At 73.0% G+C, this 24,261-nt stretch carries 18 protein-coding genes and 1 pseudogene; 10 read left to right on the top strand and 9 right to left on the bottom strand.

Annotated elements, in window-relative coordinates:
* Nucleotides 1-719 precede the first annotated feature (719 nt).
* A complete protein-coding gene (locus EKD16_RS04765) occupies nucleotides 720-1,529 on the bottom strand; it encodes a class I SAM-dependent methyltransferase (RefSeq protein ID WP_131097275.1) in 810 nt (269 codons plus the stop codon).
* Nucleotides 1,526-2,272, bottom strand: coding sequence for a class I SAM-dependent methyltransferase (locus tag EKD16_RS04770; protein ID WP_341351869.1), 747 nt, complete (start codon nucleotides 2,270-2,272; stop codon nucleotides 1,526-1,528). Before EKD16_RS04770 ends, EKD16_RS04765 begins: the two co-directional genes overlap by 4 nt.
* 173 nt (nucleotides 2,273-2,445) lie before the next feature.
* Between EKD16_RS04770 and EKD16_RS04775 the strand changes: the two genes are divergently transcribed.
* Nucleotides 2,446-4,557 carry a hypothetical protein gene (locus EKD16_RS04775; RefSeq protein ID WP_207391431.1) on the top strand — a complete coding sequence of 704 codons (2,112 nt, stop codon included), beginning with the start codon at nucleotides 2,446-2,448 and terminating at the stop codon, nucleotides 4,555-4,557.
* Nucleotides 4,558-4,573: 16 nt separating this feature from the next.
* On the opposite strand, the gene EKD16_RS04780 is transcribed toward EKD16_RS04775, so the two are convergent.
* Nucleotides 4,574-5,851: an acyltransferase family protein gene (locus EKD16_RS04780; protein ID WP_242677388.1), complete on the bottom strand. Its 1,278-nt coding sequence runs from the start codon at nucleotides 5,849-5,851 to the stop codon at nucleotides 4,574-4,576.
* Nucleotides 5,852-6,314: 463 nt separating this feature from the next.
* On the opposite strand from EKD16_RS04780, the gene EKD16_RS04785 reads away from it, so the two are divergent.
* The 5 genes from EKD16_RS04785 (at nucleotide 6,315) to EKD16_RS04805 (ending at nucleotide 11,258) form a co-directional block, all read left to right on the top strand.
* Nucleotides 6,315-7,238 (top strand): DUF3068 domain-containing protein, encoded by a 924-nt coding sequence (locus EKD16_RS04785; protein WP_131097278.1) that lies wholly within the window; start codon nucleotides 6,315-6,317, stop codon nucleotides 7,236-7,238.
* Nucleotides 7,239-7,257: 19 nt separating this feature from the next.
* Complete coding sequence (locus EKD16_RS04790; protein ID WP_131097279.1) at nucleotides 7,258-8,220, top strand: decaprenyl-phosphate phosphoribosyltransferase; 963 nt, start codon at nucleotides 7,258-7,260, stop codon at nucleotides 8,218-8,220.
* 47 nt (nucleotides 8,221-8,267) lie between these two features.
* Entirely contained in the window at nucleotides 8,268-9,725 is a 1,458-nt protein-coding gene (locus tag EKD16_RS04795) for an FAD-binding protein (protein ID WP_131097280.1), read from the top strand.
* 9 nt (nucleotides 9,726-9,734) lie between these two features.
* Nucleotides 9,735-10,328, top strand: a complete 594-nt coding sequence (locus EKD16_RS04800) for a DUF1707 SHOCT-like domain-containing protein (protein WP_131097281.1) — start codon at nucleotides 9,735-9,737, stop codon at nucleotides 10,326-10,328.
* Nucleotides 10,329-10,487: 159 nt separating this feature from the next.
* A complete protein-coding gene (locus tag EKD16_RS04805; protein WP_131102039.1) occupies nucleotides 10,488-11,258 on the top strand; it encodes a decaprenylphospho-beta-D-erythro-pentofuranosid-2-ulose 2-reductase in 771 nt (256 codons plus the stop codon).
* A gap of 107 nt (nucleotides 11,259-11,365) precedes the next feature.
* On the opposite strand, the gene EKD16_RS04810 is transcribed toward EKD16_RS04805, so the two are convergent.
* From EKD16_RS04810 to EKD16_RS04835, 6 genes are all read right to left on the bottom strand, one after another.
* Nucleotides 11,366-11,950 (bottom strand): GTP-binding protein, encoded by a 585-nt coding sequence (locus EKD16_RS04810; protein WP_131097282.1) that lies wholly within the window; start codon nucleotides 11,948-11,950, stop codon nucleotides 11,366-11,368.
* Nucleotides 11,931-12,305: a DUF742 domain-containing protein gene (locus EKD16_RS04815; RefSeq protein ID WP_131097283.1), complete on the bottom strand. Its 375-nt coding sequence runs from the start codon at nucleotides 12,303-12,305 to the stop codon at nucleotides 11,931-11,933. The genes EKD16_RS04810 and EKD16_RS04815 overlap by 20 nt, the downstream gene beginning before the upstream one ends.
* Nucleotides 12,306-12,316: 11 nt before the next feature.
* Nucleotides 12,317-12,760, bottom strand: a complete 444-nt coding sequence (locus EKD16_RS04820) for a roadblock/LC7 domain-containing protein (protein ID WP_242677236.1) — start codon at nucleotides 12,758-12,760, stop codon at nucleotides 12,317-12,319.
* A gap of 2 nt (nucleotides 12,761-12,762) precedes the next feature.
* Entirely contained in the window at nucleotides 12,763-15,429 is a 2,667-nt protein-coding gene (locus EKD16_RS04825; RefSeq protein ID WP_242677237.1) for a sensor histidine kinase, read from the bottom strand.
* Between the two features lie 630 nt (nucleotides 15,430-16,059).
* Nucleotides 16,060-16,476 carry a DUF3592 domain-containing protein gene (locus EKD16_RS04830; RefSeq protein ID WP_131097285.1) on the bottom strand — a complete coding sequence of 139 codons (417 nt, stop codon included), beginning with the start codon at nucleotides 16,474-16,476 and terminating at the stop codon, nucleotides 16,060-16,062.
* A 452-nt stretch (nucleotides 16,477-16,928) separates the two neighbouring features.
* Nucleotides 16,929-18,368, bottom strand: coding sequence for a GuaB1 family IMP dehydrogenase-related protein (locus tag EKD16_RS04835; RefSeq protein WP_131097286.1), 1,440 nt, complete (start codon nucleotides 18,366-18,368; stop codon nucleotides 16,929-16,931).
* A gap of 256 nt (nucleotides 18,369-18,624) precedes the next feature.
* Between EKD16_RS04835 and EKD16_RS04840 the strand changes: the two genes are divergently transcribed.
* The 4 genes and pseudogenes from EKD16_RS04840 (at nucleotide 18,625) to EKD16_RS04855 (ending at nucleotide 24,222) form a co-directional block, all read left to right on the top strand.
* Nucleotides 18,625-19,629, top strand: coding sequence for a CDP-alcohol phosphatidyltransferase family protein (locus EKD16_RS04840; RefSeq protein ID WP_131097287.1), 1,005 nt, complete (start codon nucleotides 18,625-18,627; stop codon nucleotides 19,627-19,629).
* A 267-nt stretch (nucleotides 19,630-19,896) separates the two neighbouring features.
* Nucleotides 19,897-21,693: pseudogene (locus EKD16_RS04845) on the top strand (amidohydrolase); the annotation flags it as partial.
* Between the two features lie 588 nt (nucleotides 21,694-22,281).
* Nucleotides 22,282-23,100 (top strand): M48 family metallopeptidase, encoded by an 819-nt coding sequence (locus EKD16_RS04850; protein WP_131097288.1) that lies wholly within the window; start codon nucleotides 22,282-22,284, stop codon nucleotides 23,098-23,100.
* Between the two features lie 183 nt (nucleotides 23,101-23,283).
* Nucleotides 23,284-24,222: a threonine ammonia-lyase gene (locus EKD16_RS04855; protein WP_131097289.1), complete on the top strand. Its 939-nt coding sequence runs from the start codon at nucleotides 23,284-23,286 to the stop codon at nucleotides 24,220-24,222.
* The last annotated feature ends 39 nt before the right edge of the window (nucleotides 24,223-24,261 follow it).

Genomic DNA, 24,261 nt, shown 5'->3' on the forward strand with positions numbered 1-24,261 from the left:
GAGGGCGGTGGATGGCTGGGGCTGCGCCCAACGGTTCGGGTGCTCGCCGGACTCGGCGCGGCTTGGCCCGTCTATCGTGAACTTATGGTCGCAGGAAAGCGCATTCCGCGGCCATAAGTTCACGATCATCGCCGGATGGACCGGCATAGGGGGCGCAGCAGCCACGAGGTGCACGAGAAGTTGACGTCGGGGGCGTTTTCGCGCCATTCGGTGCGCCTCGCGGGCCGTCGCCGCCGCGGCGCGGAGGGAGACCCGCCGGGAATTCGGGCATTGGTGGGCAAAACATCCCGTTTTTTCGTATTGCGAAATGACGGTGCGAGGGCGGCACCTCGGGGCGGCACCGAGGCCGATGACACCGCACGTACGTGCATCTCGTGACCTCGAACCGGCTGCATGACCGCCGTCGGCCGCCCCGCGTCGTGCCCCGCCGACAACCGGGCGGCGGCACCCGGGCTCGACCACCCGCGGCCAGGGGCCGGTGACCGCCGCCCCGCCGCACGCGCCACCGGCGAGCACCCGAACCGATGGGCGCAGGCCCGGCCCTCCGCCGCCGTCGCCGCCGCTTTTCAGTCAAGTCCACCCCGTCACCCGGCAGACCGACAAGGCCGCCCAGCGGACCCGAGCCGCCCCCGCTGCAACCGCGCCCCTTCTGCAATGACGGCCCCCGCGCAGCTCCGGACTCGCCGATACCGCGCGCCCGTCCGTCGCCCTCTCGCTAGCTAGTCCGCAGTCGCTTCCGCCTCCGTGCGCTTGCGCAGCACCAGCAGGAGGTTCCAGGTGACGATCTCGCGCAGCAGCGGCACGCGGACCACGTGGCGCATCCAGTCGGGCAGGTAGCGCGGCAGGATCGCGACCACCTCGGCGTCAGCGCACGAGCGGGCCCAGCGGATCATCTCGGTCGCCGAGACCGCGAACATGGTGCGGCCGAAGTCGTTCTTGGGGCGCCGGCCGGTGCGGCGGGCGTAGCGCTCGGCGGCGTAGCGTCCGCCGAGGTAGTGCCACGGCGAGGTCTCGTGGCCGCCCCACGGCGACAGCCACAGCGTGTAGGAGAGGAAGACCAGGCCGCCGGGGCGCGCCGCCCGCACCATTTCCGCGGCCATTCCTCGCGGATCCGGCACGTGCTCCAGCACGTTGGAGGATAAGCACACGTCCACCGAACCGGTGCGCACCGGCAGGTCCAGGGCGCTGCCCAGGACCGCGGTGTCGGGAAGCTCCCCGTCGCGCAGCCGGAGTTCGGCGGTATCGGCGTCGACGCAGACGCAGCGGGCGCCCGCCGCGCGCAGTTCGTCGGCGAAGTAGCCGGGGCCGCCGCCGACGTCGACCACAACCGCGCCCGAGAGCGGCGCGTAGGACCGCAGTTGGGCGACCGTGTCGCGGGCCAGCGTGCCGTAGAAGTGGTCGGGGTCCGTCTGCTCCTTGCGGAAGGCCGCGAACAGCCCTGCCGAGCGCGCCAGCGTCGCCCGGAAGGGCGGAGTCGAGCTGACGCGCCCGTCCGCGCCCGCGCGCGGCTTGTACTCCCGCGGGCTCATCGGGTCGGCTCCTCGGGTAGCCAGGCGTAGTGCCGCAGGTGGCGCCAGTGGTCGCCGCCCCAGTAGTCGTCGGACGCGGCGACGCGGGCGCCGCACTCCGCCAGCACCCCGGTCAGGCGGGCGCGCGGGAGCGGGTGCATGCGCATCGGGGCCGGATAGCCCAGCAGCCGCCGCTGCGCCCAGCGGATCAGCGGCCAGGGTGCGAAGCGGAAGACGAGGCCCTTGAAAGTGGTGCGCTCGCGGTCGGGAACGCCGATCACCATCGCGCCGCCCGGCCGCAGCACGCGGGTGAACTCGCGCAGGTAGCCCTCGGCGAGCCCGGGCGGCAGGTGCTGCAGCACCAGGTCGGTGTAGACGAGGTCGAAGGAGTCGTCGCCGAACGAGGCCAGGTCCGGCCGATCGTTGAGCCGGAACTCGATGCGCCCTTCGCTGCGGTCGAGCCGTCGCGCTTCCGCCAGCATGGGGGCCGAGATGTCCACGCCAACGACGGACGCGAACTGCGCGGCCAGTGCGTTGGAGAGGCGCCCGGCGCCGCAGCCGAAGTCCAGCGCGCGGTCGCGGCCGGGGTGCAGGCCGAGTTCGGCCAGTCGCCCCAGGGCCGTGCCGATCTCGGCCGCGCCCGAGGCGAGGAACTCGTCGTCGTCCCAGCCGCCGCCGCGCTTCGCGGGGTCGACGCAGACCGCCCACAGCGGCTCGGTCGAGCCCAGGCGGGTCCAGTCCGCGCGTACCTCTTCGAGCCCCAAGTTGCCACTCCTCGGCATCGCCGGAGAACCGGAGTGAACCTGGTTCTCATTCCGTTATCGCTGCTGCGGGGGACTTTCGGCGACGATCGCCGATCTGGGTGGAACCTGTTGTATTCTGGCACCCCTGCAGCGGGGGGCGTCAACCGGCCGGACACGTCAGCGAATGGAGCGGCATGAACGACGCCGAGGGCCACGCCCCTGCGCCCGTCACCTCGCCTCCCGCGGAGCGCGAAGCCCCCGGCACCGCGGTGGCGGCCGACGGCGCCGCGTCCGGGGCCGGCGAGCGGCCCGGCCGCGTAGCGGCGGCGGCCGCACGGGTGAACCGCGGGCTGCGGGATCCGATCGTGCTGGTCGGCGGGCTGCTGGTCCTCGGTTCGCTCGCGCTGAAGATCCACGTGCTCAGGTCGGCCTACTTCATCGAGGACGACTTCCTGTTCATCGGCAACGCCGCCGCCACCGACCTCACACTCGGCTACCTGACCGACCTGCACAAGGGCCATTTGATGCCGGGCGCCCTGCTGCTCGCCTACATTCAGGCGAACACCGCCCCCTACAGCTGGGCCTTCGCCGCGGGGGTGATGGCGGTTGCGCAGCTCGCCGCGGCCGTCGCGGTGTTCGCGCTGCTGTGGGAGGTCTTCGGGCGGCGGTGGGCGATCCTGGCGCCCCTCGCGGTCTACGCCGTCGCCCCGCTGACCATCCCCGTGCTGGCCTGGTGGTCCGCCGCGCTGAACGCCGTTCCCTTCCAGCTGGCGACGGCACTGGCGCTGCTGTGGCTGGTGCGCTACCTGCGCACCGGCGAGAGCCGTTACGCCTGGCTGACCGGGGGCGCGGTGCTGCTGGGCATGGCTTTTTCCGTCAAGGCGGTCTTCCTGCCGCTGGTGCTGTTCGCGGTCGCCGCCGCATTCCTGGTGCCGGGGCGCATGCCCGCGGTGCTGTGGCGCACGGCCGACCGCGACCTGCCGTTCTGGGCGGCGATGGGGCTGCTGTCGATCGGCTACGGGCTGCTCTACCTGTCCCGTCAGGACACGGCCGGCGGCCAGGGTGCCGGGATCCCCGATCCCGGCGTCGCGGCGGACCTGCTGCGCGGCATGCTCGGCGAGGCGTTCCCGGTGGGCGCGATGGGCGGGCCCGGCGAGTGGGCGCCGGTCACCCCCACCGGTGGGCTGCTCGACCCGTCGGCGGCCGTTGTGGGTGCCGCCTGGGGCGGGCTGCTGCTGCTGATCGCCGTGAGCCTGCTGGTGCGCCGCCGCTCCTGGCGCGCCTGGGCGCTGCTGGGCGGCTACCTGCTGCTGGTCGACGCGATCCCCACGGTCGTCGCCCGCGGCCGGTACGAGCCGATGGTGGGCTACGACCCCCGCTACGTGGCCGACGCGGCGCTGATCTTCGCGCTGTGCCTGGCGCTCGCGTACCTGCCGACCCGCAACGAGCAGGACGCCGCCGGCCGCTGGCGCCCTCCCCGGCGCACCGCCCGCACAGCCGCGGTCGCGGTCACCGCGGCGATGACCGCCGCGGGCGCGTTCTCCACCTACACCTTCGCCGACACGCTCAGCGGGGACCGGGTGCGCTGGTATCTGGACACCGTGCGCCACTCGGTGCGCGAGATTCCCGCCCAGGCGGGGATCTACCCGCGGCCGGTGCCCGAGGACATCGTGCTGCCCTGGAACGGTCCGCGCCGGCTGACCTCGCACCTGCTCAGCCCGCTCGCGGGCCCCGGCGTGGCCGAGCGCATCCGCCACCCCGAGTCCGCCGACACCGCCCTCGTGTTCAACGACGCGGGGTTCCTCGTCCCCGGAGAGCCGGCGGAGGACAGCGCGTACTTCGGCCCGCCCGAGGACGAGGAGTGCGTATCGACGTTCGGCGGCCAGGTGCGCTGGCCGGTGGAGTCGCTCGCCGGCCCTACCCAGGTGCTGGCGGTGGCCTACAACGCCGAACAGGAGACCGAGCTGGGCGCCGTTCTGGGCGACACGTGGGTGACCACCCGGCTGCCCGCCGCGCCGGAGGGCGGGGTCTGGTACGTGCCGGTGAACGGGATCGGCGACCAGCTCACGCTGCACACCGACGCCGACGAGCTGTGTATGGAATGGGTGACCTTCGGCGAGCTGCGGCCGGTCACCGACGGCGACCCGTGGGCCGAAGCGGCCCAGGAGGACGAGGAGGAGCCTTCCCGGGGAGAGTCCTCCGACGGCGGCGCCGAGGGCGACGGCCGGGACGGCGGCGACGGCGACCGGGGCGGTGGCCGCGACGGCCGCGACGAGGGCTCCGGCGACGGCGGAGACGACGGCTGACCGCCCTGCGCGCTACCTAGTTCACCGGCGGGCGCTGCCGCGGCGCGGGGCGTTTCCGCCGCCCGTCGGAGCCCCGGCCGTACCAGCGGCGGCTGGGGCGCTCGACGAACCGGTGGGTGAGGTCGGCCAGCACCAGCGTGCCCAGCGTCACCGGGACCAGGTCCAGCCAGAACGATCCCTCGAAGATGTCCTCGCCGGTGAACCCGCGCCACAGGTAGAGCACGACGAACTGCCACAGGAAGATCCCGTAGGAGATCCGGCCGAGGTAGCGCATCACCCGGTGGGCCAGCAGCGCCTCCAACCAGGCCCCGCCGCCCGCCCGCCACGGCGGAGGGCCGCCGGGCCGCTCGGCGCGCAGTGCCACGGGCGCGATGACGAAGAACGCGAAGGCCATCGAGGTCGCCATGCTCACCACCGAGATCCAGAACCCGTGCACGCCGGCGAAGCGCGGGCCTCCGCCGGGCGTGGCGGCGAGCAGGAAGCAGATTCCGGCCAGCGACCAGCACAGTGTGGCGTTGCGCGGCAGGGTGCGGCACAGCCTCCGCACGGGCCCGTCGTCCGCCGTACCGTCGCCCCGCGAACCGCGGCCCTCGCGCCACGCCCACTCGCCGAGTACGGCCAGGGCCATCCCCACCGCGAACATGCCCATGCAGCGAGGCAGCCAGCTGTACATGTAGGGCCGCGGCTCCGGATAGTACTGCGGCACCAGTGCCAGGACCGCCAGTGCCGTCATGGCGGCCAGGCACAGCAGCATGCGGCGGGCGCGCGCGTCCGGCCCGGTGCCGGCGCGCCCGGCGGCCCGTACCGTCAGCAGCCCGATGACCGGGAGCAGCGCGTAGAAGAACACCTCCACCGACAGGCTCCACATCTGCCCCAGTCCGTAGGGGCCGGTGCCCACCCACCACGGGTCGGTGTTGAACACGAAGGTGAGGGTGAGGACCTCGACCCAGGCCGCGACCGAGTCCAGGTGGTCGCGCGACCACAGCAGCAGGGCGACCACGGCGACGATCCAGTAGGCCGGAAGCACCCGCAGCGCCCGCCGCCACAGGTAGGAGCGCACCGGGGGCAGGGGCGTCTGGTCGAGCGCGGCGCGCACCCAGGGCCGGAAGAGCAGCAGCCCGGACAGCCCGAAGAACAGGGGGACGCCGATCTCGCCCGTGGCGATCAGGGCGCCGAGTACGCCCGGCCGCAGCGCGGCGCCGCTCTCGAAGCCCACGTGGAAGACCAGCACCATCAGCGCCGCGATCGCGCGCAGGCCGTCCAGCGCCTCGATGTGCCCGCGGACCTGCGGCAGGACCCACCGGGGGTCGGGAACGGGCGCCGACGCGCCGCGAGTCGTGCCGGAGCCGACCGGCCGCGCGCCCTCGGCCGATGCGCCGGAGTCCGATGCTCCGTTCGTCGGCGCGGGGGAGTCGGCGGCCGCCGGAGGGGCGGCGGGGCCTGATGCGGCGTCGGAGGAATCGTCGGGGGTGTCGCGCACTGGCCGGCCTCCCGTGTCGTGTGCTCGGGGCCGCGGCGAGGGGGTGCGGCGCGGCCCGCTCGGCCGGTGCCGAGAGGGCGGCGAGCCGCGGGGGAACGGGGTGCAGTGCGGGGGCTCTCCCCCATGCCGCCAGACTAGAACCGGTTATAAATATTCAGCTACGCCGTGGTGACGTTGCCGACCGTGGGGCAGTACTCTACCCGAAAATGAACCGAGTTCCAGCTTTGTCCCCCCTGCCCCCGGCATCCGCTCCGTTACGTTACGCCCAGGAGGGCTAATGCGCCGTACTGTCGCGGTCGTCTGCATCGCAATGGGAGTCTGCCTGCTCGCCCTGGCCCCCATGCTGCGATTCTGGACGGCCGACAGCCTCATGAAGGCCCCCTTGGACTACTACAACCAGGCCGTCAACCACGGGGAGGACGTCACCTACTTCAGCGCCGAGGAGATGGAGTCGGTCGAGGGCGCGACCGTGGAGGCGTACACGACGGTGCGGGGGGATGTCGCCGCCAGTGACGACCAGACGGCGGTCTGGGACCAGTTCACCTGGGTGAAGGACGTCGAGCGCGACTTCGCGATCTCCTCGACCTACCGCCGCGCCGGCCACGACCGCGTCACCGGTCGGGGAGTGGACTGCTGCGACGCCTCGGTCAACGACGAGGAGGTCGAGCAGAACGGCCAGATCTTCAAGTTCCCGTTCCTCACCGAGAAGCGCGACTACAACTTCTTCGACACCACCAGCAAGACCACCCGCCCCATCACCTTCGAGGGCGAGGAGACCTACCACGGTGTCGACGTCTACCGGTTCGAGCAGGTCATCGACTCGGTGAAGATCGGCGAGCGCACTCTGCCGGCCGGCCTGCTGGGCATGGAGGACGAAGGCGACGTCACCGGCGACGAGATGTACAGCGTCACCCGCACCTACTGGATCGAGCCGACCACGGGCGTACCCATCGGCCTCAGCGAGGACCAGCACCGCGGTGTCGTCGTCGACGGCGAGGAGCGGCTGGTGCTCTTCGACGGCAAGCTGGTGTGGAACGACGAGACCGTCGAGGGCCAGATCGACAGCGCCGAGCAGGGCATGCTGTTCCTGCCGCTGCTGCGCACGTTCATCCCCATCGCCTGCCTGGCAGCCGGCACGGTGCTGGTCCTCGTCGGCGGCCTGCTGCTGATCGGTGCCGGAAACCGGAGCTACAGCTACTGACCCGGCGGACAGCGGCCGGATGAGCGACGCGACGCCCGCCGCCCCCCGCGGGTCGGAGGCGACCGGGCACGGCCCCGCGGCCCCCGAGTCCTCGGCGCGGGGACGCGGCGGCCGCTTCGCCGCGGGAGCGCTGCTGCGCGCGGCACGGCCCAAGCAGTGGCTGAAGAACCTGCTCGTGTTCGCCGCCCCGGGGACCGCCGGCCTGCTCGCCGAACCCCGGGCACTGGCCTGGAGCGCCGCCGCGTTCGCGCTGTTCTGCGCCGCCTCAAGCGGCACCTACCTGCTCAACGACGTCCGCGACGCCACCCGCGACCGGATGCACGAGCACAAGCGCACCCGGCCGGTGGCCGCGGGTGAGCTTTCGCCCGCTCTCGCCGCCGGCGTCGGCACGGCGCTGCTGGTGGCGGCCCCCGCGGCCGTCGTGCCCGCGGGCAACCGGGCGCTGCTGGCCGTCCTCGTCGGCTACCTGGTGCTGACCACCGCCTACACGCTGGTGCTGAAGCGCGTCACCGTCGTCGACCTGGTCGCCGTGGCCGGCTGCCACGTGCTGCGCGCCGTCGCCGGAGGAGCGGCCATCGGGGTACCGCTGACGCGGTGGTTTCTGATCGTGGTCTCGCTGGGCGCCCTGCTCGTGGTCACCGGCAAGCGCGAAGCCGAACTGCGCACCCCCGGCGCCGCCACCACCCGCGAGGCGCTGGGCCGCTACAGTCTGAGCTACCTCACCCAGGTGCGCACCATGGCCTCGGCGGCGATGATCGTCACCTACTGCCTCTGGGCGCTGGAGAGCCCGGCCGGCACGCCCTACCCGGTGATCCACGGCATCAGCATCGTGCCCTTCATCCTCGTGGTGCTGCGCTACCACCTGCTGGTCGACCGCGGAGTGGGGGAGGAGCCGGAGGAGATCGCGCTGCGCGACCGCCCACTGCAGCTGTGCGCGGTGGCGCTGATCGCGCTCATCGGCCTCGGCGTGTACCTGGAATGACCGGGGCACAGGCAGGGCGACGCGCGCGAGTAGGGAAGGACGCGGCGATGACGGGCACGGCCGACGGCGGCGCGCTGCTGACCGGATGGGGGCGCACCGCGCCCACCGCAGCTACCCTGCGGCGACCGCGCACCGTCGACGAGGCCGCGGAGCTGCTGCGCGCCGCCTCCTCGGCGCCCGGCGCCCGGCGCCGCGGCACGATCGCGCGCGGGCTGGGACGCTCCTACGGCGACGCCGCCCAGTGCGCGGGCGGCATTGTGCTCGACTGCGCCGACCTCGCCCCCGGCTTCCGGATCGAACCCGGAAGCGGGCGGGTCACCGCGGCCGCGGGAACCCCGCTCGGCGAGCTGATGGCGCGCCTGCTCCCGCTCGGCCTGTTCCTTCCCGTGGTGCCCGGCACCCGCCACGTCACCGTCGGCGGCGCGATCGGCGCCGACGTCCACGGCAAGAACCACCCGGCGGCCGGCTCCTTCGGCGCCCACCTGCACCGCCTGCGCCTGCTCACCCCCGACGGCGCGCACCGCGAACTCGCCCCCGACCGCGATCCGGAGCTGTTCTGGGCCACCGTCGGCGGCATGGGCCTGACCGGTGTCATCACCGAGGCCGAGTTCTCCGCCGTTCCCGTGGAGACCGCCGCCATGCGCGTCGACACCGACCGCGTGCCCGACCTGGACGCCGCGCTGGCGGCGATGAGCGCTGATTCCGGCGGCCGCCCCTCTCCCTACGCCGTCTGCTGGCTCGACCTGCTCGCCGGGGGCTCGGCCCTGGGCCGCGGCGTGCTCACCCGCGCACGGCACGCCTTGCCCGGCGAGCTGCCCCGCGCCCGGCGGCGCGACCCCCTGGCCTACGCGCCGCGCCCCGCGGCGGCCGTTCCGGCGCACGTTCCGCCGCGGCTGCTCAACTCCTGGAGCGTGCGCGCCTACAACGCCGCTTACCACGCCAAAGCGCCGCGGCGCGAGCGCGGACGCGTGCGGCCGCTGGCGTCCTTCTTCCACCCGCTGGACGTCGTGCGCGGCTGGAATCGGCTCTACGGGCCGCGCGGGCTCGTCCAATACCAGTTCGCGGTGCCCTTCGGCGCCGAGGATGCGCTGCGCCGCGTCGCCGCCGACCTCGCCCGCGCCGGGGCGCCCTCGTTCCTCGCCGTACTCAAGCGTCTGGGGCAGCCCGCCCCCGCCCCGCTGTCCTTCCCCGTCTGCGGCTGGACCCTGGCGCTGGACCTGCCGGCCGAACTGCCGGGGCTGGCGGGGCTGCTGCGCCGCCTGGACGAGCGGGTACTCGCTGCGGGCGGACGCCTGTACCTCGCCAAGGACAGCCGAGCCGCCGCCGAGACCGTGCACGCGATGTACCCGCGGCTAGCCGAATGGCGCACCGTGCGCGACCGCGCCGACCCCGACGGGGTGCTCACCTCCGACCTGGCGCGTCGCCTGGAGCTGTGCGGGCAGCCCGTCCCACACCGCCCGCCCGCATCCGGACAGCCCGATCGCGGCGCCGACGGTGCCCGATAGGATCCGCGCATGGAGCAGCCGCCGACCCCCGGCCCGCGCAAACGCGTCTCCGACGCCGAGCGCGAAGAAACCGCCAAGCACCTCGGGGACGCCTTCGCCGAAGGCCGCCTCGACCTGGAGGAGTTCGACCGCCGCAACACGGCCGCCCACGAGGCCGTCTTCGACGACGAGCTGCGCGACCTGGTCACCGACCTGCCCGCGCCGGGCGAGGGCGCGGCGACGCCGCACCGCCGCTCGCCTGCGGTCGAGGAGGACGTGGTGGAGCTCTTCACGGAGATGGCCACGCTGCGCCGCCGCGGCGACTGGGCGGTGCCCCGCAGACTGCGCGTCTCCTCGCGCTACGGCGGTGTCAGGCTGGACATGGGCGAGGCGACCATCCGGCATCCGGTCGTGGAGATCGAGCTTGCCGTCCACGCCGCCGGCACCCTCCTCGTCCTACCGGAGGGGGCTACCGCCAACGTGGACGAGCTGCGGACCAAGTACGCCAACGTGTACTCGAAGGTCGCGGCCGCGCCGCGGTCCGATGCCGTGCATTTCGTCGTGCGCGGCGAGACCTACGCCGGTTCCGTGCGCATCCGCTACGCGCGCGGGCGCAAGCGGTAACGCGTCCACGCCCTGTTCGGGACGTCCGCAGCCGCTGCTCCCGACGCCGATCCAGCTCCGGTGGTCGTGATCAGCACCGGACACGGCCACCGGTACAGGACCAACGGAGAACCGACGAAACGGATGCCCCCGCGGGCGAGCCGAATGAGTGGAGGAACCGTGCGCAACGCCGTGGGCGCCGTCGCCTCGGTGCTGCTGCTGGGCGGGCGCAGCGAGATCGGCGCGGCCGTCGCCGAACGGCTGGTGCGCGACGGCGCCCGCCGCATCGTGCTGGCCGCGCGCGGCGCCGCGGACTCCGCCGAGGTCGCCGACGTCGCCGAGCGGCTGCGCGCCGCCGGTGCCGCCGCGGTCCACCCGCTCGACTTCGACGCCGCGCGCCCCGAGACCCACGCCGGAGTCGTCGCGGCGGCGGTCGAGCTGATCGGGGACCTCGACGCGGTCGTCGACGCGTTCGGCGTCCTCGGCGACCAGGCCGACTACGACACCGACCCGGTGGCCGCCGCCGCGGCCGCCACCGCCACCTACACCGGCCACGTCTCCACCGGGATCGCGGTGGCGCGCCGGCTGCGCGAGCAGGGACACGGCACGCTGGTGGTGCTGTCCTCGGTCGCCGGTGTACGGGTGCGCCGCGCCAACTTCGTCTACGGATCGGCGAAAGCGGGCCTGGACGGGTTCGCCCACGGGCTGGGCGACGCACTGCACGGAAGCGGCGCGCGGGTGCTCGTGGTGCGCCCCGGCTACGTGCGTACGCGGATGTCGGCCCACGTCCCGGCCGCACCGTTCCCGGCGACGCCCGGCCAGGTGGCCGACGCGGTCGCCGAGGGTCTGCGCACCGGCGCGCAGACCCTCTGGGTGCCGCGCCGCCTGCGCCTGGTCTTCGCCGGTATGCGGGCGCTGCCCCGGCCGATCTGGCGGCGCCTGCCACGCTGAGCGCGGCGCCCGCCGCGGCCGCGCTCCCGCCCGCCCTGCATAGGAGCGCGGCCGCCGGGCGGTGCCGGAGGCGCTCACCACGGCCGGCGCCGCCCCCGCCGGTACTATTAGACGGGCGCCGCCAGCGTTGCGACGTGGCGCACCAGGGTCTCCAGTACCTCCTTGGCCGAGGCGCGGCTGCGCGCGTCGCACAGCAGTACCGGCGCCCGTTCGTCGAGCGCCAGCGCGTCGGTGACCTCCTGCTCGGTGTAGCGGTGGGCGCCCTCGAAGCAGTTCACCGCCACCACGAACGGCACCCGGTGGCGCTCGAAGAAGTCCACCGCCGGGAAGCAGGTGTCCAGCCGCCGGGTGTCGGCGAGCACCACGGCGCCCAGCGCCCCTTCCGCCAGCTCCTCCCACATGAACCAGAAGCGCTGCTGGCCGGGCGTGCCGAACAGGTACAGCACCAGTTCGTCGTTGATCGTGATCCGGCCGAAGTCCAGCGCGACGGTGGTGGTCTCCTTCCGCTCGATCCCGGCGAGGTCGTCCACCCCCACGCTCGCTTCGGTCATCACCTCTTCCGTGCTCAGCGGCGAGATCTCGCTCACCGAGCCGACCAGGGTCGTCTTCCCGGCCCCGAAGCCGCCGGCGACCAGGATCTTGATCGCGGAGGGGATGGTGCCGCCGGGTTGCTCAGAGTCGTTGGATGCCATCGAGTACCGCCTGGAGTATGTCCCGGTGTGCCGGGCTCTGCTGGGTGTAGGGGGCGCGGGCGAGGATGTAGCCCCGGCCGATCAGATCGCCGAGAAGGACCTTGACCACGGCGACGGGCATGTCCAGGTGGGCCGATACCTCGGCCACGGACTGGGGGCGCTTGCACAGTTGGAGGATCCGAAGCTGCTCGGGCTCCAGCGCCACCTCGTCGACATCGGCCCGCGCCGCGATGACCACGCTGATCATGTCCAACTGGACGGAGTCCTCGTGCTGGCGGCCCTGGGTGATGACATAGGGCCGTACCAGCGGATCGGCGCCCTCTGCCTCGGGCCCGGGTTCCTGGTGCTCTGCCATGGGCGTCCCTCCTACCCGGCGGAGTTGCCGGGGGTACCGCCGCTTGGTGAGGCGGCCGACTCGGCGTGGCGCGGCGAGGCGTCGAGGAACCGGCCGACCTGCTCCACGAGCACGTTCATCTCGTAGGCGATCAGGCCCACGTCCGAACTCTCCTCGGCGATGACCGCGAGGCACGCCCCGCTGCCGGAGCCGGTGACGAACAGGTAGGCGTGCTCCATCTCCACGACCGTCTGCAGCACGCGGCCGCCGTCGAACTGGCGGCCGGTTCCCCGGGCCAGGCTCTGGAAGGCGGACGCGACCGCGGACAGGTGCTCGGCCTCGTCGGTCTCCAGGGTGTTGCACCGGCCGATGAGCAGGCCGTCGGCGGAGAGGACGATGGCGTACCTGGCGCCGACGGCCCTTTCGACCAGCTCGTCCAGCAACCAGTTCAGATCCTTGGCGGCGTTGTTCGTCACGGTCACGAATCCTTCTCCGTATCGTTCTGGCGCTGCTGGCCCTCGTTACGGCCCCGGCGTGTGCCCTGCTGGAAAGCCGACATGTTGTGGCGCAGCCGGGCCGAGCGGTCCTCGCTCTCCTCGGTCGACGAGTCTTCGGCGCCGCCGAAGGCCGGGGCCGAGGAGTCCGCGGACTTCTCGTAGAGCTGGGGGGCCAGGTTCGTCTGCGGCCTGCGCTTGGGCAGCGGGGGACGGGCGTCGGTCCCCGCCGCCGCAGCGGTCCCCTGCGCAAAGGCATCGGGGTCCGCGCCGCCGTCGCCGCCCTCCGGGGACAGGGGAGGGGCGCTCGCGGCGGTCGTAGGGGCGCCCGCGGTCTCGTGGACCGGGGCGGGTTCGGGCGAAGGGTGGTGCATGGTCGGGCCGCCGCCGTCGGTCCCGCTCGCGTCGGCGGGCGCGGCGCCGTTCGGCGCGGAGCCGTCGGGGAAGGCCCCCGCGGAGTCGGCGCCGTCGGTTCCGGTTTCGGCGGCGTCGTCGGCGGAGGAGATCGGTGCGGGCGCCGAGCCCCGGCGCGGAAGCCCCGAGGGCGTGCGCCCGGAGTCCGGGGAGTGCCCGTTGGCGCCGGCCGGCGCGGGAGCGGGAGCCGGCGTGCCGGGCTCGTCGGTGTCCGGTGCCGCACCCGCGTCGCCGTCGGACCGGTCCTTGGGCGCCGAGGGCGCGGCATCGGTGGCGGCCTCCGCGCGCAGCGGCGCCGGGGCCACCACCTGCGGGCGCTCACCGGTGCTGTCGAAGGCCGAGGCGGGTAGCTCCTGGTCGCTGATCAACTCCGAGGGCAGCAGCACGATCGCCTGGACGCCGCCGTAGGGCGAGGAGCGCAGCCGGACGTTGACCGCGTGCCGCCGGGCCAACCGGGAGACGACGAACAGGCCCAGGCGCATCTTCTCGTTGAGCCGCATCACGTCGAACTCGGGCGGGTTGGCCAGCATCTCGTTCGCGGCGGCGAACTCCTCGTCCTGCATGCCCAGGCCGCGGTCCTCGATCTCCACGACGACGCCGTTGGGCACCTGTTCGCTGCTCAGCCGCACCTGGCTCTGCGGCGGCGAGAACGTGGTGGCGTTGTCGACGAGTTCGGCGACGAGGTGGATGACGTCGGCCACCGCCGGACCCTTCAGCGCGACGCGGGGGATCTGCCGGCGCTCGACGCGGGTGTAGTCGCCCGATTCCGAGATCGCGCCGCGCAGCACGTCCACCAGCGGCATCGGCTTGTGGAAGGTGCGGCCGGGTGTCTCCCCGCCCAGGATGAGCAGGTTCTCGGCGTTTCGGCGGGAGCGCGTCGCCAGGTGGTCCAGCTTGAACAGCTCGGTGAGCTGCGAGGGGTCCTCCTGCTCGCGCTCCATGCGGTCCAGCAGCCGCAGCTGGCGGTGGATGAGCGTCTGGCTGCGGTGGGCGATGTTCAGAAAGACCCGGTTGATGCCGTGCAGCAGTTCGGACTGGCGCACGGCCGCATCCAGGGCGAAGCGCTGGGCCTTGTCGAAGGAGGCGGCGACCTCGCCGATCTCGTCCTGCCCGGTGGTCAGCGGCGGGACGGCGGCGGCGGCGTCGACGGGCTCGTTGCGCTGCAGCCGGTCGGCCAGCTCGGGCAGCAGCGTGTTGGCGCGGTGGTCGGTCTCGTCGCGCAGCCGGCCCAGCCGCCGCACGACCCGGTGGGTGGTGCGCAGCGCCGCGGAGATCGCCAGGAAGCCGACCAGCGCAACCCCTGCGGTGCCGACCGCGGCCGCGATCAGCGCCGTGTTCGCGGTGTCGGCCTGGATACTCGCCGCGTGGCGGGCCTCGGCCGCGCCGAGGCGGGTCAGCTCCTCCTTGACCGGCGCGTAGGCGGCCTTCCACTCCTCGCGGCTCACCGGCACGCCGGTGTCGAGGCTGTGCTCGCCGGTCACCGGGTCCATGAGGATCTCGGCCTCGTGGTCGACGATGCGGTTCTCCAGCTGGACGAGCCGCTGGTAGTCCTGCGAGTTCATCAGCTCGTCGAGGGCGCGGCCCTGCTCGGGGCTGAAGAACCCGCGGACCGATTCCAAGACGGTGTGGTACGAGCTGGACAGCCGGGTGAACTCCTGCTGGTCGGCGTGGGTCAGCCGGCCGTTGGTGAAGCTGCGGGTGAGCTGGGCGTCGCTGCGGGCGAGCAGGTCGACCACGCGGAAGGTGTCGGTGGCGGCGACGCCCGCACCGATCGAACCGGGCTCGGGGCTGCCGCGGGACTGTTCGTCGAACAGGTCGGCGGCCGCGGTCATCACGCGGTTGTAGTCCTGCAGGACCTCATCGCGCGAGGCGGTGCCCTCGTCAACCTCGGCGCGGATGTCGTCGATACCCCGGTAGCGGGCCTCGAACTCGGCTATCCGGTCCTGGATCTCCGGGGAGGCGAGGTCGCGGAAGGGGGCGAAGCGGTCGAAGACCTTCTGGATGTGCTCGTCCGACTCCTGCCGTGCCGCGTCCAGCTCGTCGCGGGTCTCGTCGGGGCGCTCCAGGTAGGCGACCGTCTGGGAGCGCTCGTCCATCACAGCCGTGAGCGAGAGAGCGGCGGGCGTGGAGAGTTCGGTGGCCGCCTCCGCGTGCCCCGCCGCCTCGACCGCCTCGTAGGACAGGTAGCCGCTGATGGCGAGCCAGAGGGCGATGAAGGCGGCGCTGGGCAGGAGCACCGCCCTGCGCGAACGGCGCCGAATGCTCGTCGGACGCTTACTCTTCGATGGCTGCACGGTACTCCTCGTGGCGAATCAAGAGCTCGGGTGGCGGGACGGAGCCGTGCCGACCGGCTGTGTGGGCCGGGTGAGGCGGCTCCGCGGGAATCCGCAGCCCATCGCGATCGACGTCTGGGCAGGATCGACGGACCCGGCATGCGAGCAAGGGGGTGTTCGCATGCTTAGGGAGGATTCACGGTTTACTTCCCCGTCGGGACGAAGAACGCGATCACAGTACTGCTTTGCGCGCTACTAGGCGCTAAGCGGTAATTGCCCGAACACGATAGCGTGCCTGGCCTTTGGTAGGCGATCCGCCTCCACTGGATTGCGATGCGCCGCCACGGGCCGCTCTGTCCCCTCGTGTCGCTCAGTGCCTGGAATGTGAAATTCCGCCGCGCGGCGTAGGGCCGGTCGAGTCGCTTCCGAGAAAGCTGCGCCCGCAGTCCGCGTGGTCGGCGTCCCTCGGGTCGCACCTTCAGCGGACCATCCCGTTCTCCTGCGGCCCGATGCGCCGCCTCGCTAGCCTTTCGGGTCTATGAGAGGGCTAACGCGCCGGTCGGCGCCCACGCCGAGCGCGGATGAGCGCACAACTCAGCCGGAGCCGGACAGCGGCTCCGCCCAGGCGAGGTAGGCCAGCACCGACCCGATCAGCACCAGCAGGAAACCCAGCACGCCGAGCATGCTCAGCACCCAGTTGCTCAGCCACGGCGCCGCGACGATGCGCGCCCGCTCGGGATCGCCGGGGTCGTAGGAGACCGTGACGGGATCGCCGCTGCGCGAGGCGGTCCAGCCGGTGTTCTCGTGGGCGGCGTGCACTTCGCGCCCTTCAGGGGTCACGAAGCGGACGATCATCGACGCCGAGGCCCTCGTCTCGCGGTAGCCCACGACCTCGCCCTCGGCGCGGGCGCCGTAGACCGCCAGATACGCCGAAAAGCGCAGATGGCGGAAGAGGAACCAGAGCATCACCGACCCGGCCACGATGGGCAGAAGAGGGTAGATGTAGACCACGGTCGGCTCCCTGTCGCCCAACTTGTACCCGGACGCGCCGCACGCGCCCCCCGCGACTCGCACCGGCGGCGCTGCCGACACGGTATCGGACCGCCCCCGCCCGGGCACGGGGTGCGAGCCGGGGGCTGCGCAGGCTGCTGCATCCCCACTACGACCAGAGGATGACGCCGCGACCCTCTTTGGTGGGAGCGTCAGATACCTCCGCGGACCGATGACCGGCCACCGGCCGCGGCTCTAGTGTCGGGGACATGGTCGGAGCGGCATGTTACGGGGATGCGCGACCGGCCTTGCAGTGAGAACGAGGGGCTGGGCTGGGCGCGCTCCAGCCCCTCGGCCGAACGGCGGGCCGCACACGGACCTCCCCGGCCGGGTGGTGGCCCGCCCTCGGCACCGGGATCGCCCCGATCCGCGGCGGGGGCCGGCCCCGGTCGGCGAAGGCCGCCGCTACGCCGCTACCAGCTCGTGGGCACCGGCTGTCCCTCGCTGTAGCCCGCCGCGCTCTGCACCCCCACCGTGGCGCGCTCGTGGAACTCCTCCAGCGAGTTCGCCCCCGCGTAGGTCATGGAACTGCGCACACCGGCCACGATCTCGTCCACGAGGTCCTCGACGCCGGGCCGCTCGTCGTCCAGGTACATCCGCGCGGTGGAGATGCCCTCCTCGAACAGCGCCTTGCGCGCCCGGTCGAACGGCGAGTCGTCGGACGTCCGCAGCCGCACCGCACGCGACGAGGCCATGCCGAAGCTCTCCTTGTACATCCGCCCGTGGGCGTCGCGCAGCACGTCGCCCGGCGACTCGTAGGTGCCGGCGAACCAGGAGCCGATCATCACGTTGGAGGCGCCCGCGGCCAGCGCCAACGCGACGTCGCGGGGATGGCGGACCCCGCCGTCCGCCCATACCGACGCGCCCGCCTCGCGGGCGGTGGCGGCGCACTCCAGCACCGCCGAGAACTGCGGGCGGCCGACCGCGGTCATCATCCGGGTCGTGCACATCGCCCCGGGCCCCACTCCGACCTTGACGATGTCGGCGCCGGCCTCGATCAGGTCCCGCGTGCCCTCGGCGGAGACCACGTTGCCCGCGACCAGCGGCACCGTGGGATCCAGCGCGCGCACCTTGCGCAGCGCCGCGGTCATCTTCTCCTGGTGGCCGTGGGCGGTGTCGAGGACGAGCAGATCGACACCGGCCGCGAGCAGGTCGGCGGCCTTGCCCGCCACGTCGCCGTTGACGCCGACGGCGGCCCCCACCCGCAGCCGCCCCCGGTCGTCGGTGGCCGGGTCGTACAGGGTGGCGCGCAGCGCGCCGGTGCGGGTGAGCACCCCCACCAGGGCGCCCTGGGCGTCGACGACCGGCGCCAACCGGTGGCGGAAGTCGTGCAGCGAGCCGAACGCGTCCTTGGGGTCGGTGCCCGCGGGAACGGTCAGCAGGTCGCGCGACATCACCTCGTGCACCTGCGTGAAGCGGTCGACTCCCGTGCAGTCGGCGTCGGTGACCACGCCGATGGGGCGCCGTTCGCCGTCGACGACGATCACGGCGTCGTGTGCCCGCTTGGGCAGCAGGTTCAGCGCCTCGCCGACCGTGCTCTCCGGAGACAGCGTGATGGCGGTGTCGTGGAGCAGATCGCGGCGCTTGATCCAGGAGACCACCTCGGTGACGACATCGATCGGGATGTCCTGCGGCAGCACCGCCAATCCGCCGCGCCGGGCGATGGTCTCGGCCATCCGGCGCCCGGCGACCGCGGTCATGTTCGCGACTACGATGGGGATGGTCGTCCCCGTTCCGTCGTGGGTCCGCAGGTCGACGTCCAGCCGCGATCCCACGGCCGAGTGCCGCGGGACCATGAACACGTCGCTGTAGGTCAGGTCGTGGCCGGGGACCTGGTCGTTCAGAAAACGCACGCCTATTCCTCGGTCGGAGACGTCGCGGGGGGCGGCCGGCGGCCGCGGAAACAGCCGACCGGGCCGACCGCAACCCCTCTTACTCCACAATTATGACCGGTACTGCCGCGGTGATTGGCCCGGGCGTCGCTCCGTCTGCCATGATTCTGCGGCTGACCCACCCTCCCTGCCCGCCCGGCCGCGCGTGGACAACCCGAGACCGCGCGCCGTCCGACACGGCTGCGCGGCGCCGGCGGGAAGCCCTGCAGGAGATGAGATGACGAGCTTCACACTCAGCGACGTCCGCGAGCGGACCTACAAGAGCCGCGACGCCTGGTGGACGGTCTTCCTCGTCGACCCGATCGCGGCGCGGCTCGTCGTGTGGACCGCGAACCGCACTTCCATCACGCCCAACCAGATCACCTTCGGCGCGGGCGTGCTCGGCGCGGGCTCGGCCGTGTGCTTCGCCCTGGGCGGATGGCCGCTGCTCGTCGCCGGCGCGCTGCTGTTCCACCTCAGCTTCGTGCTCGACTGCATGGACGGCAAGATCGCGCGGCTGAAGGGCACCGGGTCGGTCTTCGGCGGGTGGGTGGACTTCGTCTTCGACCGCATCCGGTTCTTCGGGTGCATGCTGGCCCTGCTGATCGGCCAGTGGGCGGCCACCGGCGAAGTGCTTTTCCTGCTGCTGGCGCCGGTGGTGACGTTCCTCGACCTGCTGCGTTACCTGAACGGCGCACAGGTGGGCAAGACCCGCCAGGCTATGCGCACGCAGCTGCGCGCCGCCGCCGAAGGGCGCGAGTCCGAGCCGGCGGACGACCCCGAGAACACCGAACCCGCCCCGGCCCCGGAGGGCGCCGAGGCGCCCGCGGCGGGTGAAGACGCGGGGGCCCCCGTCGTGTTCGTCGAGGAGGTGCTGCGCGACAACCCCGGCCTCGACCACGACCAGGCGCACGCGCGCACCGCCGAGTCCGGTGCGCGGGTCATCGACGTGCACCAGGGCTTCACCCGCAAGTTCAGCTGGTACGGGCGGCTGCGCTCGGCGCTGCTGCGCAGCCGGGTGCGTCCGCACCTGTTCAGCGGCATCGAGTTCGAGATGTTCGTGTGCGTCGTGGCCCCGCTGACGGCGCTGGCCTCCCTCGCGGTGCCGGGCGCCGACCTGGTCGTGCCGGTGATCGTGCTCTCCTGCGCCGCGCTGGCCGCCTTCGAGCTGCTGATCGTCTACAAGCTGTGGCTGGCCACGCGCGACTTCGCGGTGGAGCTGGCCCGGCTGCGCGAGGACTGAGCCGGACTCCGGAGCAGCCCTCGCGCCGCTGGACCGTGCGCTTTGCAGGCGGTCCCCACGCCCGTCGGGCCCCGTCGGCGGGCCGCCGGGGCGGGAGGTATGCCCCGTCATCGGCGCGGATAGGGTTCGGTAGGCACGTTCCCGGCGTCGGCCGACGTTTGAGATTCGCGCGGGCGAGCGGGACAATCGGCGCTGCGATCGCACGCCGGTGGCAGAAGGCAGCAGGCCGGATGGGGGTTCGCTCCCAGCCCACAGGAGACGAAGGCGGTGGATGCGGTGCCGCACGCGGTCGATCCCCAGCGTGTCGCGGAACACGGTGGCGCGGTGATGCGGCTCGTCGACGAGATCTTTCCGTTGGTGGAGGGCTTCTACGTCGACCTGCACAAGAATCCGGAGCTCTCGCACCAGGAGAACCGCACCGCCGGCGCCGTGGCGGAGTGGCTCACGCGCGCGGGCTTCGAGGTCGAGACCGGTGTCGGCGGCGCCGGCGTCGTGGGTGTGCTGCGCAACGGCGACGGGCCCACGGTGCTGCTGCGCGCCGACATGGACGCGCTGCCGATCGAGGAGCGCACGGGTCTGCCGTACGCCAGCACCGCCCGCGGCCGCGACGACGACGGCCAGGACGTGCCGATCATGCACGCCTGCGGCCACGACGCCCACACCGCGTGCCTGGTGGGCACGGCCGACCTGCTCGCCGAGGCCCGCGACGAGTGGCGCGGAACGCTGATGGTGGTGGCCCAACCCGGCGAGGAGACCCTCGACGGCGCCGTGGGCATGATCCGCGACGGCCTCTACACCCGCTTCGGCCGGCCCGACATCGCCCTGGCACAGCATCTCGGTCCCCAGCCCGCGGGCATGGTTGCGCACCGCTCCGGCACCATCATGGCCGCCACCACCAATCTGCGCGTACGGGTGTTCGGCACCGGCGGTCACGCTTCGCGCCCGGAGAGCACCGTCGATCCGGTGCTGATCGCGTCCAACATCGTCAACCGGCTGCAGACCGTCGTCGCGCGCGAGATCAGCCCCAGTGAAATGGCGGTGGTGACGGTGGGCGTGCTGCGCGCCGGGACCAAGGTCAACGTCATCCCCGAAGAGGCGTACCTGGAAGTCGACACCCGCGCACTGAACCCGGCCGTGGCCGAGCGCCTGCACAGCGCGATCGACCGGATCGTGCGGGCCGAGGCCGCCGCTTCGGGTGCCCAGCGCGAACCGGAGATCACCGTCGCGCGCGAGACCGGCGTGACCGCGAACGCCCCCGGCCCCACCGCCGAGGTGGTGGCCGCCCACCGCGCCTACTTCGGCGACGGTTACGTCGTCGAACTGCCCGAGCCGATCACGGGCAGCGAGGACTTCCCGGCCTTCGGCCTGCCCGGCGACCCCCAGCCGGTGCCCTACGTCTACTGGTTCCTCGGCTCCACGCCGCACGATGTGTGGGAGGCCGCGCCAGGCGGCACCCCCTACGAGAAGATGATGGGCGTCCCCACGACGCATTCGCCGTTCTTCGCCCCCGACCGGGAATCCACGCTGCGCGCGGGGCTCGCGGCACTGTCGCTGGGCGCGCTGACCTACCTCGGTACGCCCGAGGCGTCGGGCACCACGGGCGGGCAGCCGGCGATGAGCGCGTCTTCCGGGCCCGGCGACGGGTCCGTTCCCGCAGCGCAGGCGGAACCGCCCGCGCCGGTGCACGCCGCGGGAGGGGACGAGCGGCCGGAGGGCCCGGGCGCGTTCGAGCCCGGCTACGACGACTACGCGCCCGCCGCCGATTCGGGCGCCCGTCCGACCGCAGCGCCCGTGCCGCCGACCGCCCCCTACCCGGGTGAGCCCTACCCGGGTGAGCACGCGCCGGCGCCTGCCGCCTCCGACACCGACGGCGAGGCCGCAGAAGGCGACTCCACCGCCTACACCGACATGGACCGCTACCTCGGCGACGAGGACCAGGCCCCCGAATACGGTCCGCCGCCCGTCGGGCCGCCGCTGCCGCCCACCGCGGCGCCGCCGCCCCAGGGGCCGCCGATCTCCGCGCCGCCGCCGCAAGGCCCGCCGATCTCGGCCCCGCCGCCTCCGTCGGGAGCCGTACCCTACTCCGCCGAGCGCGACCCCGGCTTCGGGCCCTACCCGGCGGAGTCCCAGCCGCCGCAGCAGCCGGGAGAGCCCTTCCAGCAGGGAGAGCCGTTCCAGCAGCAACCGGAGCCGTACCAGCAGGGAGAGCCGTACCAGCCGGGAGACCCGTTCCAGTCGGGGCAGCCGGAGCCCTACCAGCAGGGCGAGCCCTACCAGCAGGGGCAGCCGTACCAGCAAGGTCGGCCGGAGCCCTACGGCTACGGGCAGCAGGCCGATCCCTACCAGCCGGCGCACCCTGAGCCCCACGGCCCCGGTCAGCCGGGCCCGCCGTACCAGCCGGGCACGGGCGGCCCCCACGACCCCGGACACCCGGTCGAGCAGTACGAGCCGTACGACGCGCACCGCAGCGGAGGCCCAGCCGAGCCCTACGACCCCCATTACTACGACCCGCAGTCGCCCGGCCGGTCCGGCGACCCGGACCAGGATCCGCCGCAGGACCCGCCTTACCGCTTGTAACGTAAGGCGCGAACACAGCGGGGGTCGGCGGCTGGGCGGGTGCGTTGCCACATGGGACTGTCACCACAGAGGCGGATGTGGCCGCAGCACAGGCGTCTTCTGCTGGCGCGCTGGGGTGATCCCCGCCGCACCCGCGCGCTGCGGCATCCGCGGGAGAACGCGGCGCTGGTGGTGTGCCTGGCGGTCACGGCGCTCGCCGTTGTCGGGGCCTCCAACCGCGCCCTCGACGGGGAGACGGGGCAGCCGCTGGTGGTACTCGCCATCCCGGCCCTGGTGTTCTTCGTGCGCGGGCAGTTCTATGCGCGCCAGCGGGTCAACGGCGTGCGGATCTCGCCGACGCAGTTCCCCGAGGCGCATCGGATGGTCGTCGAGGCGGCGGAGGCGTTCGACCTGCCGCAGGTACCCGACGCCTACGTGGTGCTGGGCAACGGCCACATCAACGCCTTCGCCTCCGGGCACGGCTCGCGGCGGTTCGTCGCGGTGCACAGCGACCTCTTCGAGATCGGCGGGCGCCTGGCCGACCCGGAGGCGCTGCGGTTCATCATCGGCCACGAAGTCGGCCATATCGCCGCTGGCCACGTCTCCTACTGGCGCCAGTTCGGCGTCTCGGTGGCCGACATCATCCCCGGTCTCGGCGCGACCCTCAGCCGGGCGCAGGAGTACACGGCCGACAGCCACGCCTACGAGTTCTGCCCGCAGGGCAAGGAGGGGCTGCGGGTGCTGGCGGCGGGCAAGTACCTCTACCGCGACGTCGACTTCGCCGACATCGCCGGGCGGGCCCATACCGACCAGGGGCTGTTCGTGATGCTGGTGAACCTGTTGTCGAGCCACCCCGTGAACACCTGGCGCTTCCAGGCGCTCGCCGACCGCTCGCGACCGGGCCGGCTGATCTGAGCCCCGCGTTCGGGCGGCGCTGCAGCACAGGCGGCGGCCGCCGCGCCGTCGGCGATCCGATCGCAGCGCACGAACCGGAGAAACCGCGCGAATCGTCGGCGAACGGGGATCACCACGTCCGCGAACGCGGTTCCCCCAGCCCGCGTTCGCATCGACACGGCCCGCCGCTTCTACTATGCGCACATGTCGATCGACACACTTCGTTCAGCGCGGATCGAAACGGCGTCACGCACCGTCGATCCGGTCTTCCTGAACACCCCGCAGATATTCGACCACTCGCTATCCCGCAGCCTGGCACGCGAGGTCCTGCTGAAAGTCGAGACGCTCAACCCCGTCCGCTCGTTCAAGGGGCGCGGAGCGGACTTCCTGCTGCGCGACACCGATGAGAAGCGCGCCTTGGTGTGCGCGTCGGCCGGGAACTTCGGCCAGGCCGTCGCCTATGCGGGACGCGGCCGCGGACTGCCGGTGCACGTCTTCGCCGCCGAGACCGCCAACCCCCGCAAGATCGCCCGGATGCGCGAACTGGGGGCGCGCGTGGTGGTCGGCGGAGCCGACTTCGACGCCGCGAAGCAGGCCGCCGCCGAGTACGCAGACGGTCGCGAGGACTGCGTCTACGTCGAGGACGGGTACCAGCCGCAGATCGCCGAAGGCGCGGGCACCATCGGCGTGGAGATCGCCCCACTGGAGTTGGACGCCGTCGTGCTGCCCGTGGGCAACGGCGCGCTGATCTCGGGCGTCGGCCGGTGGCTCAAGGATTACTCGCCCGACACGAAGGTCGTCGGCGTGTGCTCCGCGGGCGCGCCCGCGATGGCGCACAGTTGGCGCTCGGGCATGCCGGTCTCCACCGAGCGGGTCGACACCGCCGCCGACGGCCTGGCCGTGCGCGTGCCGGTCCCGGCGGCCGTGGAGTGGATGGGCGCCGTGGTCGACGACGTCGTGCTCGTCGACGACGAAGAGCTCTACACGGCGCTGCGGCTGCTCCGCGACACTCTCGGACTCATCGTCGAACCGTCCGCCGCCGCCGGGGTCGCGGCCATCGCCGCACGGGACCTCCCCGGCGCCCGCGTCGGCACCGTGCTGACCGGCAGCAACTTCGCGCCGGACCTGTCCGGGTCGTTGTAGGCCGACCGCGGACGGCCCGGGGTCGCCCGCGGTCGGCGA

Origin of the sequence: Streptomonospora litoralis (assembly GCF_004323735.1) — a bacterium.
Taxonomy (GTDB): Bacteria; Actinomycetota; Actinomycetes; order Streptosporangiales; family Streptosporangiaceae; genus Streptomonospora; species Streptomonospora litoralis.

Coding starts and splice junctions, on each gene's coding strand:
- EKD16_RS04815 (WP_131097283.1), bottom strand. CDS start 12,305: ATGGCAGAGCACCAGGAACCCGGGCCCGAGGCAGAGGGCGCCGATCCG.
- EKD16_RS04855 (WP_131097289.1), top strand. CDS start 23,284: ATGTCGATCGACACACTTCGTTCAGCGCGGATCGAAACGGCGTCACGC.
- EKD16_RS04765 (WP_131097275.1), bottom strand. CDS start 1,529: ATGAGCCCGCGGGAGTACAAGCCGCGCGCGGGCGCGGACGGGCGCGTC.
- EKD16_RS04785 (WP_131097278.1), top strand. CDS start 6,315: ATGCGCCGTACTGTCGCGGTCGTCTGCATCGCAATGGGAGTCTGCCTG.
- EKD16_RS04840 (WP_131097287.1), top strand. CDS start 18,625: ATGACGAGCTTCACACTCAGCGACGTCCGCGAGCGGACCTACAAGAGC.
- EKD16_RS04810 (WP_131097282.1), bottom strand. CDS start 11,950: ATGGCATCCAACGACTCTGAGCAACCCGGCGGCACCATCCCCTCCGCG.
- EKD16_RS04850 (WP_131097288.1), top strand. CDS start 22,282: ATGTGGCCGCAGCACAGGCGTCTTCTGCTGGCGCGCTGGGGTGATCCC.
- EKD16_RS04775 (WP_207391431.1), top strand. CDS start 2,446: ATGAACGACGCCGAGGGCCACGCCCCTGCGCCCGTCACCTCGCCTCCC.
- EKD16_RS04790 (WP_131097279.1), top strand. CDS start 7,258: ATGAGCGACGCGACGCCCGCCGCCCCCCGCGGGTCGGAGGCGACCGGG.
- EKD16_RS04800 (WP_131097281.1), top strand. CDS start 9,735: ATGGAGCAGCCGCCGACCCCCGGCCCGCGCAAACGCGTCTCCGACGCC.
- EKD16_RS04795 (WP_131097280.1), top strand. CDS start 8,268: ATGACGGGCACGGCCGACGGCGGCGCGCTGCTGACCGGATGGGGGCGC.